The 15,163-nt window shown below is 63.3% G+C and carries 13 protein-coding genes; 4 read left to right on the top strand and 9 right to left on the bottom strand.

Annotation, left to right across the window (positions count from 1 at the left end; translation table 11 throughout):
- Nucleotides 1-71 precede the first annotated feature (71 nt).
- On the bottom strand, nt 72-560 hold the full coding sequence (locus ACQS5P_RS08925; RefSeq protein WP_428940549.1) for a DinB family protein: 489 nt from the start codon (nt 558-560) through the stop codon (nt 72-74).
- A 91-nt stretch (nt 561-651) separates the two neighbouring features.
- Between ACQS5P_RS08925 and ACQS5P_RS08920 the strand changes: the two genes are divergently transcribed.
- The gene (locus ACQS5P_RS08920; protein WP_428940548.1) at nt 652-1,404 is read left to right on the top strand and encodes a (Fe-S)-binding protein; all 753 of its coding nucleotides are present in this window, start codon (nt 652-654) and stop codon (nt 1,402-1,404) included.
- A 16-nt stretch (nt 1,405-1,420) separates the two neighbouring features.
- On the opposite strand, the gene ACQS5P_RS08915 is transcribed toward ACQS5P_RS08920, so the two are convergent.
- From ACQS5P_RS08915 to ACQS5P_RS08890, 6 genes are all read right to left on the bottom strand, one after another.
- A complete protein-coding gene (locus ACQS5P_RS08915) occupies nt 1,421-2,485 on the bottom strand; it encodes a LacI family DNA-binding transcriptional regulator (RefSeq protein WP_428940547.1) in 1,065 nt (354 codons plus the stop codon).
- A gap of 108 nt (nt 2,486-2,593) precedes the next feature.
- On the bottom strand, nt 2,594-3,739 hold the full coding sequence (locus ACQS5P_RS08910; RefSeq protein WP_428940546.1) for a zinc ribbon domain-containing protein: 1,146 nt from the start codon (nt 3,737-3,739) through the stop codon (nt 2,594-2,596).
- A 38-nt stretch (nt 3,740-3,777) separates the two neighbouring features.
- Nucleotides 3,778-4,848: an SPFH domain-containing protein gene (locus ACQS5P_RS08905; RefSeq protein ID WP_428940545.1), complete on the bottom strand. Its 1,071-nt coding sequence runs from the start codon at nt 4,846-4,848 to the stop codon at nt 3,778-3,780.
- A gap of 80 nt (nt 4,849-4,928) precedes the next feature.
- Nucleotides 4,929-6,233, bottom strand: coding sequence for a pectate lyase family protein (locus ACQS5P_RS08900; protein ID WP_428940544.1), 1,305 nt, complete (start codon nt 6,231-6,233; stop codon nt 4,929-4,931).
- A 118-nt stretch (nt 6,234-6,351) separates the two neighbouring features.
- Entirely contained in the window at nt 6,352-7,038 is a 687-nt protein-coding gene (locus tag ACQS5P_RS08895; protein ID WP_428940543.1) for a DUF6250 domain-containing protein, read from the bottom strand.
- A gap of 62 nt (nt 7,039-7,100) precedes the next feature.
- A complete protein-coding gene (locus ACQS5P_RS08890) occupies nt 7,101-8,669 on the bottom strand; it encodes a sialate O-acetylesterase (RefSeq protein WP_428940542.1) in 1,569 nt (522 codons plus the stop codon).
- A gap of 239 nt (nt 8,670-8,908) precedes the next feature.
- Here ACQS5P_RS08890 and ACQS5P_RS08885 point away from each other — a divergent pair, with 239 nt between their 5' ends.
- From ACQS5P_RS08885 to ACQS5P_RS08875, 3 genes are all read left to right on the top strand, one after another.
- Complete coding sequence (locus ACQS5P_RS08885; protein ID WP_428940541.1) at nt 8,909-9,685, top strand: sugar phosphate isomerase/epimerase family protein; 777 nt, start codon at nt 8,909-8,911, stop codon at nt 9,683-9,685.
- Entirely contained in the window at nt 9,682-10,995 is a 1,314-nt protein-coding gene (locus ACQS5P_RS08880) for a Gfo/Idh/MocA family protein (RefSeq protein WP_428940540.1), read from the top strand. The genes ACQS5P_RS08885 and ACQS5P_RS08880 overlap by 4 nt, the downstream gene beginning before the upstream one ends.
- A gap of 162 nt (nt 10,996-11,157) precedes the next feature.
- Nucleotides 11,158-12,441, top strand: coding sequence for an aminopeptidase P family protein (locus ACQS5P_RS08875; protein ID WP_428940539.1), 1,284 nt, complete (start codon nt 11,158-11,160; stop codon nt 12,439-12,441).
- A gap of 24 nt (nt 12,442-12,465) precedes the next feature.
- Here the strand turns inward: ACQS5P_RS08875 and purF are convergent, their stop codons facing one another.
- Together purF and ACQS5P_RS08865 are read right to left on the bottom strand one after the other, a co-directional pair.
- Complete coding sequence (gene purF, locus ACQS5P_RS08870) at nt 12,466-13,911, bottom strand: amidophosphoribosyltransferase (protein WP_428941007.1); 1,446 nt, start codon at nt 13,909-13,911, stop codon at nt 12,466-12,468.
- 196 nt (nt 13,912-14,107) lie between these two features.
- Nucleotides 14,108-14,992, bottom strand: coding sequence for a helix-turn-helix domain-containing protein (locus ACQS5P_RS08865; RefSeq protein WP_428940538.1), 885 nt, complete (start codon nt 14,990-14,992; stop codon nt 14,108-14,110).
- Between the last annotated feature and the right edge of the window lie 171 nt (nt 14,993-15,163).

Here is a 15,163-nt window from a genome sequence, read left to right as displayed (position 1 = left end):
GGAGCTTGCAGACACAGCCGCGGGTTTCTCCCCCCGCGGCTGTGTCGCTTGTGGCGCCCAGTGCCAGTTGGCTAGAACAGCGGTGGCCGTCCCAGTGCCCGGCGAGTGACGGCCCATTGTCCGGCGTGCATCAGCCAGTGCGCGCCCTGAAACAGCAGCACATCACCCACGGTCTTGAGGAACGGGGGGAAGCCCTCGACGGGGCGGTCGAATTCCCTGTCCGGCAGACTCTGTACGATTCGCAGGGTCGCGTCGCGAACCTCCTTCGCCAGCTTCAGGTATTGCTCCTTCGAATCAAACTGCTGCGGATCATCGCTCTGTGCGGTTTGCCTGCTGTGACGCTGGGCAAAGCCCTCCGGCAAGGGCGGCATCTGCCCGGGGACCGCCCTGTCCACCAGGTTACGCTCCGTCGTGATCAGATGCCCCAGTTGCCAGGCAATGTGGTTGGCCCCCGGGACCGGACGCGCCAGCAGCTCCTGCGGCTTCAGGTCGCTCAGGTAGGCATCGGCGACGCGCTGGGCGTTCGCCAGACTGGCGGTAATGGCCTGTCGGATGTCCATACGCTCGCTCCTTTCCGCCTGCATTGTAGGATCGCGCCGGTTCGACCACCGGGTCCTTCATCATTTGCCGTTCATCCTTTACATTGCACGCATGCCCCACAACGTCGCCCTGTTCATCACGTGTCTGACCGACCAGTTTTATCCGCGGGTCGGCGTGGCGGTGACCAAGGTGCTGGAACGGCTGGGCTGCAAAGTTTACTTCCCGCGGGCGCAGACCTGCTGTGGACAGCCGTTTTTCAACAATGGCTTCCATGACGAAGCGCGCGAGCTGGCCAGGCGTTTCATCGAGATCTTCGAGCCTTACGACTACATCGTCACGCCCTCGGGAAGCTGCTGCGCCATGGTGCGGGAGCAGTTTCACGAATTGCTGCATGAAGACCACGCCTGGGAACACGGGCTGCGGCGCGTCGTCAGCCGCACGTACGAGTTCGTCGAGTTCCTGGACCGTGTGCTGAAGGTGGACCTGAGCGGGCTGTCACTGCCGCAACCGAGCACCGTAACCTATCACTACACCTGCCATCTCCGCGGGATCGGCGTCAGGGACGAAGGCGTGAAGCTGCTGCGGCAGATGGGCAACGTGCAGTTCGTTCCGCTGGAGAAGACGGACCAATGCTGCGGATTTGGCGGAACGTTCGCAGTGAAGTATCCGGCGATCAGCGGGGCGATCGTTCAGGACAAGGTCAACTGCATCGCCGCCACCGCGGCGCAGGTCACCGTCTGCAACGATGCCGGCTGCACCATGAACATCAGCGGCATGTGCCACCGCCGCGGCGTCGATACACAGGTCAAGCACATTGCCGAGCTGATCGCCCAGGCCATGGGGTTGGATCTGGACGGCTGGTGAGGCTGGCGTGTAAGGATTAAGCGGTGACGGTCGCGGCGGGCGCGCCGGCCGGGTGCGGCGCATCGGCCTTGACGATGAACGGCTCGATCGTGGCGATGATCCGTTCCGGCACGTCGGGATGCTCGATCCGCCACATCAGTTGCTCGACTCCCCGCCGCCCGATCGACTCCACGCGAATATCGATGACGGTCGGTCGCGGCGACAGGCCCACCAGGTAGGGCTTTTCATTGTTGCAGGAGACGATTTCGGTCTGCCCGGCGCCGATCCGAATGCCGCGATGCTGAAGCGCCGGCTGGATCAACGCCACCTGCATGTCGTCGGCGACGAACAGCCCGGTGGGTCTGGGATCCAGCGACAGGAACCGCCGGATCAGGGACTCGACCGATTCGGCCGTGTACTTCTGCCAGTAGTCCGCCGATTCTGGAGGCATCTGATCAACCAGGGCGACGCTGGCGCCGTCGTCGGCGGCGCGGCTGGCGAAGCTCTGGTAGTAGAGCTTGAAGACCCAGTGTCCGGCGTCGAGATTGAGAAACGCCAGCCGACGGTGCCCGCGCTCCAGCAGGTATCGCGCTGCCAGGTCCCCGATCTCGTAACCATCCGGCATGACCTGGTCGCCCCAGTCGGGTCGGCGGCGGTTGCCCATCAGCCACACCGTCGGGACTCGCATGAGCTGTCGTCGCAACTCTCCACTGGGAATGACCCCGTGCAGCAGAACCCCGTCGATGCGGCGATCCAGCAGTCGCTGCGGAAGGTGCTCGACGTCGGAGACATGGCTGAAGCTGAGGTTCAGTTCATTCTGCGACGCGCCCAGCGACACGCCACGAAGCAGGTCTTCAAACGCCGGGGTGGCACGATCGCCAGAGGTGCCCAGTACCAGAAATGCGATGTTGCCGGTACCGATGCGGGATCTGGAGGCGGGTTTTGGTCCGGGGCGACGATCCGACGGCACGTAGCCCAGTTGCTTCATCGCCTGACGGACCGACTGGGCGGTCTCCGGGGCGACGCGCGGGTGGTTATTGATGACGCGCGAGACGGTGGAACTGGAAACACCGGCCAGCTTGGCGACCTTGCTGATCGACATAACTCTGCCCTGCCCCCGCAATTGTGCGTATCTTCGCGGTTGCTCCGCAGTTACAGAATTATCGTGTGAAACCGTGGAAACGTCAATGAAATTTCCACACCGCCGATTCTACCGCGATTGCATCGCCAAGAACACCATCACCAGGATCAGCAAGGGCAGAATCACGTAGAAGAAGACTTTCACCCAGCTTACCGGCCGATCTCCGGCGATGCTGCCGGTATACCCGTTTACCGCAAGCTGATAACCCTTGCTCCCGAAGTTGTAGGTCACCAGCCACACCGGCACGAGAATGTGCTTGAAGGTTCTGCGGCTGAGATAGCAATCGACGTTGAGATTGCGATGCGTGTCGCCGGGCACCTGTTGCTCGCACAGCGCGCGCAGTTTTTGTTCCATCTGCTCGACGGAAAGTTGTGACGCGCGGCGAAGATCGATCTGGTAGCGCTCGACGGTCCATCCGCGAATAAACGCCGGATCGTAAGGCGCAAGCTGCTTTGTCGGGAACGGTTCGATCCTGCGCAGCAGGTCCGGACGCACGCCCGCCGAGCCGGGGACCAGCTCGTCGTCGAAGAAGTGATCGATCGAACCCGAAGTGTGATACCAGCGCACCTTCCGCACGCGATCCTGATAATGCCGGCCTTTGGAGTCGGTGCGCGTCACGGTCTCGTAGTAGTAATCGCCCGACTCGGCCGTCCAGTCGGCGTGTGCCTGGGCGTCAAAGGTCCAGTAGGGCAGATACATCCCGCGAAGGGTGTCGGTCAGGGCGGCGGATTTGAGCCGGTTGGGCGCAAACCACCGCGACGCGTACCAGCGCTTGACAATGTCCCGCACCTGCGGCTCGCTCAATCGCACCGGCAGAAGACTCTGGGGCGTGATCGGATCGCGCGTCTCCTGATACGGGACGATGGCCGGTGATCCGCAGAAATCGCACCGCTGCGCCACGCGGTCCGGCTCGAAGACCGAGATCGCCTGGCAGCTTTGGCACTTCACCTTCACCATCGCCAGGCCGTAACCCCGCTTCTCGTCGCCGATCTGCGACAGTGCTTGCTCCAGATCATGTTCACGGATCGCCTCGCTCGATGCGCCTGGGCCTTGCGCCGGTTGTTCTTTGGGAATGAATCCGCAATACGGACAGGCCAGCACCTGTTTGGCGGCGTTCCACTCCATCTCTCCGCCACACTCCGGGCAGGCGCGTTTGCCCAGGGCGGTGACCTGCGGCGAGGAAGAAGAACCAACCACGCTCAGCAGCGGAAACATGTGGCCGATCACTCCTGATCTGCTGTAGCCGGCGAGCTTCAGTCCGCCAGAAACGCATCCACCGCCGCTTTGGTGATCCGATACTGCGTGCCGATCTTCTTGGCCTTCAGGTCGCCCGCGGTGATGGCCGCCAGCACGTCGGCTTCGCTCACGCCCAGGTAGCGCGCCACTTCCGGCACGCCCATGAGGTCCGCTGCCGCCTGCGGATGGCCCGGCGACGTCGCGGTGTCGCCCGAGGGGGATGTGCTCTGCGGCGGGGCGATCGCTCCTTGTCGCATCATCTCCTGCGCGATGCCGAACCCCACCGCCATTTCCGCCGCCGTCCCACCGGCGCCGCCTCCGCCCGTGGCCAGACCCTGGCCAAGTTGATACTTCACGTAGTCATTGAGGTTTCCGATCGCCGACATGCTCGAGCGCTTGTCGATCGCCTGCTCGACCTCCGGCGGAACCGACACGTTCTCGACGATGAAGCTGACAATCTCGATGCCGTACCTGGCGATCGTCTGCGGATTGATTGCCGGCAGAAGCGCCTCGCCAAGCTCCTGATATCTCGACGCCACGTCCAGCGCCGGTATCCTCGCCGACGCCAGCGAATCACTGAAGACGCTGACCAGCCGCGATCGCATCGTGTCCTGAAACTCGTCGAGGCGGAAGTTGTGATCGGTCCCCACGACTTCCTTGAGAAATAGCCGCGGCTGCACCACCCGGAAGTCATACGTGCCGAACGCGCGCAGACGGATCACGCCGAAATCCTGGTCGCGCATCATCACCGGGTTGGCCGTGCCCCACTTGTTTCCCGTGAACAGCCGGGTGTTGATGAAGTAGACGTCGGCCTTGAACGGCGAATCGAATCCGTATTTCCATCCCTTGAGGGTGGAGAGGATGGGGATGTTGTCGGTGACGAGGGTATGTTTGCCGGGACCGAAGGTGTCGCCGAACTGTCCGAGATAGACGAACTGCGCCACCTGCGATTCGCGGACGATGAGCTGGGCGCCGCGTTTGATCTCCCGGTCGTTGTCCGGAAATCGCCACGAAATCGTGTCGCGCGAGTCATCGTTGAACTCGATAATCTCGATCAGCTCGCCGCGGATGAAGTCCATGATGCCCATGGGGTGCTCCTTGTGGCCGGTGCTGCTGAATAGTCGGCGGCCGCTGCTGCGCAGCCGACCCGCACGGATTTGCGGCGTGGTCAGTCCCGCAGGTGCGGGTTGGTCGCGTTCAGGTACTCCTCCAGATTGGTGTAGCCGTCACCGTCGGCGTCGAGGTTGGTGTCCGATGCGTCCGACGGATCGAGGCTGTGAGCCTGCTCCCAGGCGTCGGGCATGCCGTCGTCATCGGCATCGGCTGGGGCAGGCGCGCTTTTCAATTCCGGCCAGCCGCCCACCTGCGACTGCGAATCGATGTGCCTGCCGGTGCCGTTGATCACATCGGAGACGATGCGGGCGTCCACCGCGTCGCGCTTCGGCAGTGTCGCGCCCGCCTCCGCCAAAACACGCTGCATCGCCACCGTCGCAGTATCCGTCTTCACCGGCGGAAAGTCGAACGGACGATCCACGAGGTTGCCCCCGTTGCGAACGCGAAAAATGCGCAGGTCGCTTTCCCCCTCGGCCACCAGCCCATCGAACACGTTGCCGCTGACATAGTAGAAGCAGTTGCTGCGGCCGGTGTGAAACGCGACGTCGCGATACTCAACCGTCGAGGGGCCGGGCTTCAGCCAGTTGTTGACATAGTTGACCTGCTGCTTGTTGTCCTCGGCATATCCGGCCATGCCGTTCCAGTTGTAGATCACGTTGTTTCGGAAGTCGATCCTGCCGCTGCCGGGGCGCGGGTTGCGCGAGCGGTTGTGGGCATAGAGATTGTGGTGATAACTGGCCCCGTCGCACTGGATCAGCGAGCCGAATCCGTGATTGCCCTTGTGATGGGTGGAGTTGTGCAACGCCTCGGTGATCAAGCTCCACTGCACCGTGACGAGCTTTGATTTCCACGTTGATAGCTGCTCGTCATTGCCCCAGCTTGCCGAACAGTGATCGACGATGACGTTCTGTGCCTCGAAGATCGAGATCGCGTCGCGCTCGCCGGGCGTCAGATCCCCCGGCCGGCAGCGGAGGTATCGTACGATCACATCGTGCGTGCCGATCAGCAGGTCATAGCCCGCCAGGCAGATGCCGTCGCCGGGCGCGGTCTGACCGGCGATCGTGATGAACGGCTCTTTGATGCTCAGCCGCTTCTTGAGCTGAATCGTCCCGCTGACGCGAAAGATGACCGTCCGCGGCCCGGGCGTCTCGACCGCCTGGCGCAGCGATCCCGGACCGGAATCCTCCAGGTTCGTCACAAACAGCACCTTCCCCCCGCGTCCGCCCGGTGTGTACGCGCCGAACCCCTCGGCAGTGGGGAAGGCAAGCTGCTGCTGCGGCGCTGTCTGCGCCGCCGCTGGGGCCGCGACGCAGCACATTATTCCCAGGACGATCAACGTTGTGTGCAGTGGATATTTCACAGCAACCCTCGCGGCCGTTACCACAATCCGCCTTGTGTGAACCCGTTTTGACGATACTACAACATAACCACATCACATCTGAAACACACGGCGGAACAGCCCCATCCCCCGGGCAGCTTCAGTCGCCCCGAGGCACAAGCCGGCGAACGGTGAATTTCTCGATGGTCATGTGATTGCTCACAGTCCGCAGGGCAAATCGGCCTGTTGTGTAGGGTTCGGGATCAGTGAACTCGAAGATTTTCCTGTCGTCTCGCCAGTACTGGATGAGCCGGCCGCAGGCGACAAGCCGGATCTTCTGCTTCTGGTTCGGCGTGATCAGGTATTGCCGGTCGCTCAGGTCGTGCTCGGGCAGCAGCGGGCGGGTGGTGGGGCTGCCGATGTAACGCCGGAAGCGGGTGGTTGTGTTCGAGTTGCCACCGAGGCCGACGTAGTAGGTCAGGAGCTGGTGATAGTCGGCGAACTTTCCACTGCGTCGGATGGCCAGCACATCCCCGCCGGGCGCGCGGGGATCGCGCGCCATCCAGAAACAGTTCAGGTCGCTGGCGCGATCGTTCGGGCCACCGGCCTGGATCACCGTTGCTTCGTATTCGATCAACACCGGGCCGTCGAGCTCGGGTTTGAACCAGACGGTGCAGCCGGCGGGCACATCGATGATGAGCTTGCCATCGCGCGCCTCGACCCGCCCGGGCTGTTCAAGCTCGGCCAACCAGTTATCCAGTCCCTTCGCGAAAACGTCGCTGAACAGGACCGGACCGACCTCGTAGCGAGGATCGAGGCTGTGGATTTGGCGAGGGTGATCAGGCATCGATTGGCCCGTCGCGCAACCGGCTAATACCGCCAACGCCACTGCCAGCAGTGCACGCGCACTCATCGTTTTCCGTCGGTCGGTCCCGGCCAGTCGTCGGTGCGGAACGGGCTGGCCGGCAGACCGCTGCTGTTGGTGAGGTTCGGATTCTTCGGATTGGAGTTCCAGGCGTAACGCACGGCTTTGGGATTGGGCACCTGATCGCTGTACACCTCGACTTCGTCTTTGCTGATGATCCGCGCGGTGGCCCAGTGCCATTGCCGGTCTTCGCCGGCGATGGCGAATTCCTGAAGTTGCGCGTCTCCGTCGCGGACCGCGAGCCCCGAGCCGACCTCGTCGAATTTGATGATGACTCTGTTGCCCTCGATTCGCGAGGAAGCGTAGATGGGTCCGGACTTGCCGCCGGCGTCCTGATGATACACCGACTCCAGCGCCCATCGCGCCAATCGCCGGCCGACGTCGAGCTTGTTTTTGGGGTGGATGTTGTTGGCTTCGCCAATGTCGATGGTGACGATCAACCCGGTGTTGGGCACGGTCTTGAAGGTGTAAAGCTGTGCATCGCGAAGGTGGCTCCAGGGCGTGTCATCGGGCTGGGTGCTGGGGGCGCGATAGTTGGGAAGCTGCACGATGCCGAAGGGAAAGTCGTAGCCCCAGGCATCTCGCCAGGCGCGGATCATCGTCGGCAGAAGGATCTTGTACTGCTGGGCGCGGGCTTCATTGGATTCGCCCTGATACCAGACCGCGCCGCGGATGGTGAAAGGAACGATCGGCTGGAGCATGCTGATCCACAGCGAGGCGGCGATTCGCTGCGGGCGAATCGCATCCGGCTCGCGAGGCCGTGGCGGCTCGGGACGCCCCTGGGCTCTGGCCTGTTGCACCTGCTGCTGCCACTGGGCGATGGCGGCGTCGAATTCCGCCTGGACACGCGGGCGCTGCTGCTGCCACTGTTGGGATCGCTCGACGCAGGCGCGAAGCTGCTCGTTGGCCAGAAGGTAGGCTTCGGGGGTCCAGGCTTCGGCCTGCGTGCCGCCCCAGGAACTGTTGATCAATCCGATCGGAACCTTCAGCGACTGATGCAGCTCGCGTCCGAAGTAGTATCCGACGGCGGAGAAGGGCTTGATCGTCTCGGGCGTGCAGACCTGCCAGCTCGAGTCGATGTCGCCGCCGGGGGAGCGGATCTTGCGCGGCACGAAGAACAGGCGAATGTGGGGATGATCGGCGGCGGCGATTGCGGCCTGGCCGTTGTCGGTGTTGGCCAGCACCCAATCCATGTTCGACTGCCCGGAACACAACCACACTTCTCCGACCAGCACATTGTCCAGGGAGATTCGATTGCTCGCCTGTACCACAAGCGTGGCCGGCTCGTTGCTGGCCGGCAGCGGATCAAGCTGCACGCGCCAGTGGCCGGACTGGTCGGCGGAGGTGGTTCTGGTCTGCTGGGCAAACTGCACGGTGACGCGCTCGCCGGGATCGGCCTGGCCCCAGATCGACAGCGGCTGCTGGCGTTGCAGGACCATGTTGGAGCTGAAGATGGCTGGCAGTCGCACCTCGGCGGGGGCTTGGGCCGCAAGCAGCACCGCACCCGCCCATGCCAGTCCCGCCAGCCAGATCCCGCCAAAAGATCGGTTCATGGATCGGATCCTCCGTGAATTGGTAACGATGGATAGCCCATGCTGCGGACAGGAGATGGAAAAGTCAACTGCACAGCAGCGGATTTTCGCGCTACATAGATTTATGGCTGAACAAAGGATGCGACAATATCGGCGGCTTCGATCGGGGTGTCTTGACATGCGATTTGCATCAATTACCATGAATTGTTGACGCTCGACAACGGAACAGAGCCGACCGATAGCCGCAACCAAGGCACACCATGCGATTCGGGATCTGCACCGCGGTTGACAAGGCCGCGGTGGTCAAGCAGGCGGGCTGGGACTTCGTCGAGGAAAGCGTGCAGCGGCTGTTTGCGCCGCGTGTGGCCGACGAGCAATGGGGCGGCGCCGCGGCAGTGGCGGCGGCGGCGCTGCCGGTGCCGGCCGCCAACGGACTGGTCCCCGGGGAACTGAAGATCACCGGCCCGCAGGTTCGCCGCGACGAGCTGCTGGCCCACATGAACACTGTTATCCGCCGCGCAGCGCAGACCGGCACACGGATCATTGTCTTCGGCAGCGGCGCTGCACGCAGCGTGCCCGAGGGCTTTGACCGCGCGACCGCACGCCAGCAGATCATCGACTTCCTCCGCGACAGCGCCGCGATCTGCCAGCAGCATCAGGTCATCCTCGTCGTCGAGCCGCTGAACCGCAGGGAATGCAACATCATCAACTCCGTCGCCCAGGCCATGGAGTATGTCCACGCCGTGGATCATCCCAACGTGATGTGCCTGCTGGATTCATACCACTTCTGGCTGGAAGACGAGCCACTGGCAAACGTCGAGAAGGCGATGGGGTGGATCCGGCATGTTCACGTGGCCGACCGGGAGGGACGTGTTCCGCCGGGCGAAAGCGGACAGGCGGACTACCGCCCGCTGTTTGGGGTTCTCAAGTCAGGCGGGTATGACGGGCTGATCAGCGTCGAGGCGCGATTCGCCGATCTTCCCGCCGCCGCGCCACGGGTTCTGGACTTCCTCATGCGTCAATGGGAGCAGGCATGAGCGGCAACGGGAGATGCGCGGTTCGCTTCGGTCTGGCAGGGCTGGGCGGCTACGCCGCGTACATGTGCGACCGGCTGCTGGCCGAACATGCCTCGGGATGGGCGCGGCTGCTGGCGGTCTGCGAGCCGGAACTGGAACGCTTCCCCGAGCGCGCCGAGCAACTTCGACATCAGGGCGTGGTGCTGCTGCGCTCCTTCGAGCAGTTGCTCGCGGAAAACATCGAGGCGGTGTGCCTGCCGGTGCCGATCGATCTGCATTGCCCCTTCACCCAGGCGGCGCTGAGTGCGGGCAAGGCGGTGCTGTGCGAGAAACCGGCCGCCGGTTGCGTGGACGATGTGGATGCCATGATCGCCGCCAGAGACCGCGCGCGGCTGCCCGTGGGCATCGGTTTTCAGGACGTCTATCAGCCGGCGGTTCATGAGATCAAGCGTCGGCTGGCCGCCGGAGAGTTTGGCGCCATCCGGTCGGTGGCAGTGGCGGGCTGCTGGCCACGGGGCGATCGGTACTACCGCCGCAACACCTGGGCCGGGCGACTGCAACGCAACGGGCGATGGATCCTGGACAGCCCGGCGCAAAACGCTTTGGCGCACTATCTGCATCTGGCGCTGTTCCTGATGGGCCGCGGCGTTGACGAATCGGCGCGGCCGGTGCGGGTGCAGGCGGAGCTGTACCGCGCCAACCCGATCGAAAACTACGACACGTGCAGTCTTCGACTGACGATGCCCGACGGGGCGGCGCTGCTGGCCAGCTTCACGCACGCCTGCGGCGTCAACACCGACGCCTCGCTGGTGGTCCTGGCCGAGAAGGCGCGCATCGTCTACAAGCCCGCGCGGCAGATCGAGATTCACCATGAAGGAGTGGTGGAGCGCCTGCCGCTGCTGCGGGCGATTCATCCCCGCATGTTTCAAACCTTTCATGCGTGGCTGCGCGGAATCGATCCGCAGGCGCCAGGCGGAACGCTGGAAATGGCGCGGGCGCACGTGCTGGCGACCAACGTGGCGTCCGAGGCCTCGCCGGTCGTGGATATCCCCCAGCAGTACATCGCGCTGCTGCGTGAGGAGATCGTCGCCACGCCCCTGCGCGCCGTGCAGGGCATCGAGCAGGCGATCCAGAGCAGCGTGCGGGCCGGAAAGATGCTGCACGAGTCGGGGCTGCTGCCGTGGACCGTGCCGCCCGGTGTGATGGATGTGCCTGGCGATTACGCCCATTTTGCCGGCCCGGCAAGTCGCGCCGAACCGCAGCCCGCCGCGCAATCTTCGAGCACACCCATCGCCACTTCCTCGCCGCTGCCGGCGTCTGTGACGACCTGATGTGGCTGGGACCATTACTCAGCCCGGAATGCGGGCCAGGACGCGCAAGGTATAATCTGCTCACATTACCACGGCGCCATTGAGGTTTGGGCGAGTTGAACGATTCGGCGTCGGACGCCGCCGCGCATCCTGCAGCGCCAAGTACCGCTACGGCAACAGGACATGAGCTCCATCACCATTGACCCTCAACTGTTCATCGGCAACCGCGAGCGACTGAAACAGCGTCTGCTGCCCGATTCGCTGGTCGTGGTCAATTCCAACGACGTGATGCCGACCAATGCCGATGGCACGCTCGGATTCCATCAGAACGCCGACCTGTTCTATCTCACCGGCATCGACCAGGAGGAGACGATGCTGGTGCTGGCGCCGGATGCGTACGACCCCGGCAACCGTGAAATCCTGTTCATCCGTCAGCCCAGCGAGCATCTGGCCACGTGGGAAGGGCAGAAACTGTCCAAGCAGCAGGCCAGCGAGATCTCCGGCGTGACAAATGTTCGCTGGCTGAGCGAGTTCTGGGAGATCTTTCATGTGCTGATGGTGGAATCTCAGCACGTGTACCTGAACAGCAACGAGCATCCGCGGGCGCAGGTCGTGGTGGAGAGCCGCGACGCGCGATTCATCGCCGAATGCAGGAAACGCTACCCGCTGCACGATTACCGCCGGCTGGCGCGGATCATGCACGAGCTGCGATCGGTCAAGAGTCCCGCGGAGATCGAGCTGATCCGCAAGGCGTGCCGGATCACGCGTGGCGGGTTGCTGCGGGCGCTGAAAAGGATCAGGCCGGGGATCAACGAAGCCGACATCCACGCCGAATTCGCCCACGAGTTCATCCGCAGCCACGCGCGATTCGCCTATCCTCCGATCATCGCCGCCGGGAAGAACAATTGCGTGCTGCACTACACCGCCAACGACCAGGTCTGCCGCAGCGGAGAGCTGGTGCTGATGGATGTTGGGGCGGCGCACGCGTACTACGCATCAGACCTGACGCGCACCGTGCCGGTGAGCGGGCGATTCACCAGACGCCAGAAGCAGGTTTACAACGCCGTGCTGCGCATCTTCCGCGCCACGGTGGCCCAGATGAAGCCCGGCGTGCTTGCGCGCGACCTGCGCAAGTTCACCGAACAGATCACCGAAAAGGAGCTGGTGGATCTGGGGCTGATCACGATGCGCCAACTCAAACGGCAGGATCCCCAACACCCGCTGGTGCGAAAGTATTTCATGCACGGCGTGGCCCACAGCCTGGGGCTGGATGTGCATGATGTGGCGATTGCTTCCGAGCCGTTCAAGCCCGGCTACGTGCTGACCTGCGAACCAGGCATCTACATCAGGGAGGAAGGCTTCGGCATTCGCCTGGAAAACGACATCCTGATCACCGAGACCGGCAACGAAGACCTGATGGCAGACATTCCCATCGAGGCCGAGCAGATTGAGCAGTTGATGAAATAAGGCTCTTGGGGCAAGGCGGCTGGCTCAAAACATCTTGAGCTGATCCCTCTCGAAGGAGAACTTGGTCGTCGGGCGGTCGATGGGGATCTTGTACTGGCCGGTCCAGCAGGCGGTGCAGCAGTCCTTGGGAGGCAGCTTGGTGCAGGCGAGCATGCCTTCCAGTGACAGGTAGGCCAGGCTGTCCACCTCGACGAAGTCGCGGATCTGCTCGATGCTGCGATTGTGGGCGATCAGCTCGCTGCTGGTGGCAAAATCGATGCCGTAAAAACAGGGATGGCGGATGGGCGGGCAGGCGACGCGCAGGTGGATTTCCCTGGCGCCGGCGTGTCGCAGAGCCCGCATCCGCGAGCGCGTGGTGGTGCCGCGAACCACCGAATCATCCACGACGATGATCCGCCGGTCCTTGACCAGATCGGCGATGATGTTCAGCTTCATTCTCACGGCGCGGTCGCGCTGCGCCTGGTCGGGCAGAATGAAGGTTCGCCCGACGAAGCGGTTGGGGACGATTCCTTCCTCGAACGGCAGGCCGGATTCCTTGGCAAAGCCGAGCGCCGCGCTGCGTCCGGAGTCGGGCATGGGCATGACGCAGTCGGCCGGCACCATCGATTCCCGCGCCAGTTGTCGCCCCAACTGCTCGCGCACCAGATGCACGTTCTGCCCGAACAGCACGCTGGCGGGATTGGCAAAGTAGACGTGCTCGAAGACGCATCGTGCTCCCTCGGGCGCAGGGGTATCGAACCGCCGGCTGCTCATCCCGTGGTCGTCCAGTCGCACAATCTCGCCCGGCTCGATGTCGCGCACGAACGTCGCGTCGATGGCGTCGAAGGCGCAGGTTTCGCTCGCCACGCACCAGCACCCGTCGCGCATTCGTCCCAGGGACAGCGGACGGATCCCCCATGGATCGCGGCAGGCCTCGATCCGATCCGGAAACAAAAACAGCAGGCTGTACGCCCCCTGCAAGTGCTTGAGCACGTGCGGCAGCGGATCGGGCTTCTCCACGTGCGTGGGCTTGGCCAGCAGATGCACGATGATTTCCGTATCGGTGGTGGTCTGGAAGATGTGCCCGTGACGTTCGTAGTCCTGGCGGAGCAGCGCCGCGTTGATCAGGTTTCCGTTATGCGCCACGGCCACGGGTCCCATGAGATATTGACGCAACAACGGCTGGGCATTGCACAGCTTGCTGGAGCCGGTGGTGGAGTATCGCACATGCCCGATGGCGGCATGTCCCTTGAGTTCCTCGGTGAGGATTCGTGAATTAAAGACCTGGCTGACCAGCCCCATGCCCGCGTGTCCGCGAAGCTCTGTGCCGTTGGAGACGGCGATTCCGGCCGACTCCTGCCCGCGATGCTGTTGCGCAAAGATCCCCTGATAGCAGATCTGGGCGGCGTGTGGCGTGCCCCAGATGCCAAACAGCCCGCATTTTTCCTTCTTCTCGTACTGCTGCTCGTGCTGGTCGTCGTGATCGTACACGCCCAAGACGTCTCCTGTGAGAAACTCAATTCTAGGCGCCGGTCGCTCAGTTGAAGCAGGCGCGGTCTTGCCCCGGCGAGCAGTGCTGAATTGGCCGGGCGTTGAAGCACGGCAAGTTAGTGGACGCGTGGCGGTCGGTCAAATCCCCCCAGCCAGCGTTGCGCCGACCACAGGCGGTGGCGAAGGGCCGGATCGCTCAATCGCCGTCGATCCGCTGATAGCGATACACGGCTTTGTACAAGCCGCTGATCTGTTCGGCCGGGACGGTCTGCGGGCGATATTTTTCGTTTCTGGGTTGAAGGCGGATCACCTCCACGCCCGCCTCCTGCTCGAAAAAGACTCGCTTGAAGGTGGTGTGTCCGTCGTCGAAGCGGACGAAGCAGTCGTCGCCGCTGCGCGGAGTGGCGGCGGGGGAGAAGATCACGATGTCCCCCTCGTTGTACTTGGGGCGCATCGAATCGCCATGCACGCGGGCGGCAAAAGCGTCCCTGTCGTTCAGGTCCGGACAGCTCACGAACTCATCGGCCACGCCTTTGGGATAGGACAGGTCGGTAAAATCGGTGGGATATCCTGCGGAGACGCGGTTGATCACGGGGATGGGGTTGGTGGCGAGGGTCTCGACGTTGCCCGCGGAGCGATCGACCAGTTCCTGAAGCACGCCCGACAGGTACGCCTCGTCCAGATTGTTTTCCGCCGGTACCGAAGCGAGCAGAGCACCTGAAGGCCTGGCCCCACGCAGGCACGCCGACACGGCGGCGACGGGGCTGTCGGCAGTGGCCTTGGCGCTGTCGTGCCTGAGCGCTCTGGTGGCTTGCATCCTGTCCTGCATCAGTTTCTGAAGCACGACGCGCACATCCACGGGAGTGCGCTGGAGGTGCGCCTGGCTGACCAGCTCACCGGGAGCAAACCCCAGGGCCTGTTCAAGCTTGCGGAGTTTTTCATCGCTTGGGGGATTGGAGACCCGCCCGGTCTCGATCAGGGACAAATAGGGCTTGGAGATGCCAGTGCGAGCGGCGAGCTCGTCGAGGGTGAAACCGAGCCGGCGACGTTGCCGACGGAGCCTGGTGCCGAGGGGTTCCATACGTTGGCCGAACAAAACGCGGACGCGCGGGCCTGCCTTCCCTGTTCAGCCCCCATTACATAGCCCTGCGGATTGCGGAAAGCAAGAAAAATATCGAACAAAACCCTAACTTTGTTTAACGCTGCTAAAACTGTTCCTCAGCCGCCCGCGAAGGTAAGATACAAAACCAAA

It is taken from the genome of Fontivita pretiosa (assembly GCF_050410795.1).
Classification (GTDB): domain Bacteria; phylum Planctomycetota; class Phycisphaerae; order Tepidisphaerales; family Tepidisphaeraceae; genus Fontivita; species Fontivita pretiosa.
Note: the sequence above shows the minus strand (reverse complement) of the source record. Positions and strands in the feature narration are given on the sequence as shown.

Coding starts and splice junctions, on each gene's coding strand:
- ACQS5P_RS08925 (WP_428940549.1), bottom strand. CDS start 560: ATGGACATCCGACAGGCCATTACCGCCAGTCTGGCGAACGCCCAGCGC.
- ACQS5P_RS08920 (WP_428940548.1), top strand. CDS start 652: ATGCCCCACAACGTCGCCCTGTTCATCACGTGTCTGACCGACCAGTTT.
- ACQS5P_RS08915 (WP_428940547.1), bottom strand. CDS start 2,485: ATGTCGATCAGCAAGGTCGCCAAGCTGGCCGGTGTTTCCAGTTCCACC.
- ACQS5P_RS08910 (WP_428940546.1), bottom strand. CDS start 3,739: ATGTTTCCGCTGCTGAGCGTGGTTGGTTCTTCTTCCTCGCCGCAGGTC.
- ACQS5P_RS08905 (WP_428940545.1), bottom strand. CDS start 4,848: ATGGGCATCATGGACTTCATCCGCGGCGAGCTGATCGAGATTATCGAG.
- ACQS5P_RS08895 (WP_428940543.1), bottom strand. CDS start 7,038: ATGCCTGATCACCCTCGCCAAATCCACAGCCTCGATCCTCGCTACGAG.
- ACQS5P_RS08890 (WP_428940542.1), bottom strand. CDS start 8,669: ATGAACCGATCTTTTGGCGGGATCTGGCTGGCGGGACTGGCATGGGCG.
- ACQS5P_RS08885 (WP_428940541.1), top strand. CDS start 8,909: ATGCGATTCGGGATCTGCACCGCGGTTGACAAGGCCGCGGTGGTCAAG.
- ACQS5P_RS08880 (WP_428940540.1), top strand. CDS start 9,682: ATGAGCGGCAACGGGAGATGCGCGGTTCGCTTCGGTCTGGCAGGGCTG.
- ACQS5P_RS08875 (WP_428940539.1), top strand. CDS start 11,158: ATGAGCTCCATCACCATTGACCCTCAACTGTTCATCGGCAACCGCGAG.
- ACQS5P_RS08865 (WP_428940538.1), bottom strand. CDS start 14,992: ATGGAACCCCTCGGCACCAGGCTCCGTCGGCAACGTCGCCGGCTCGGT.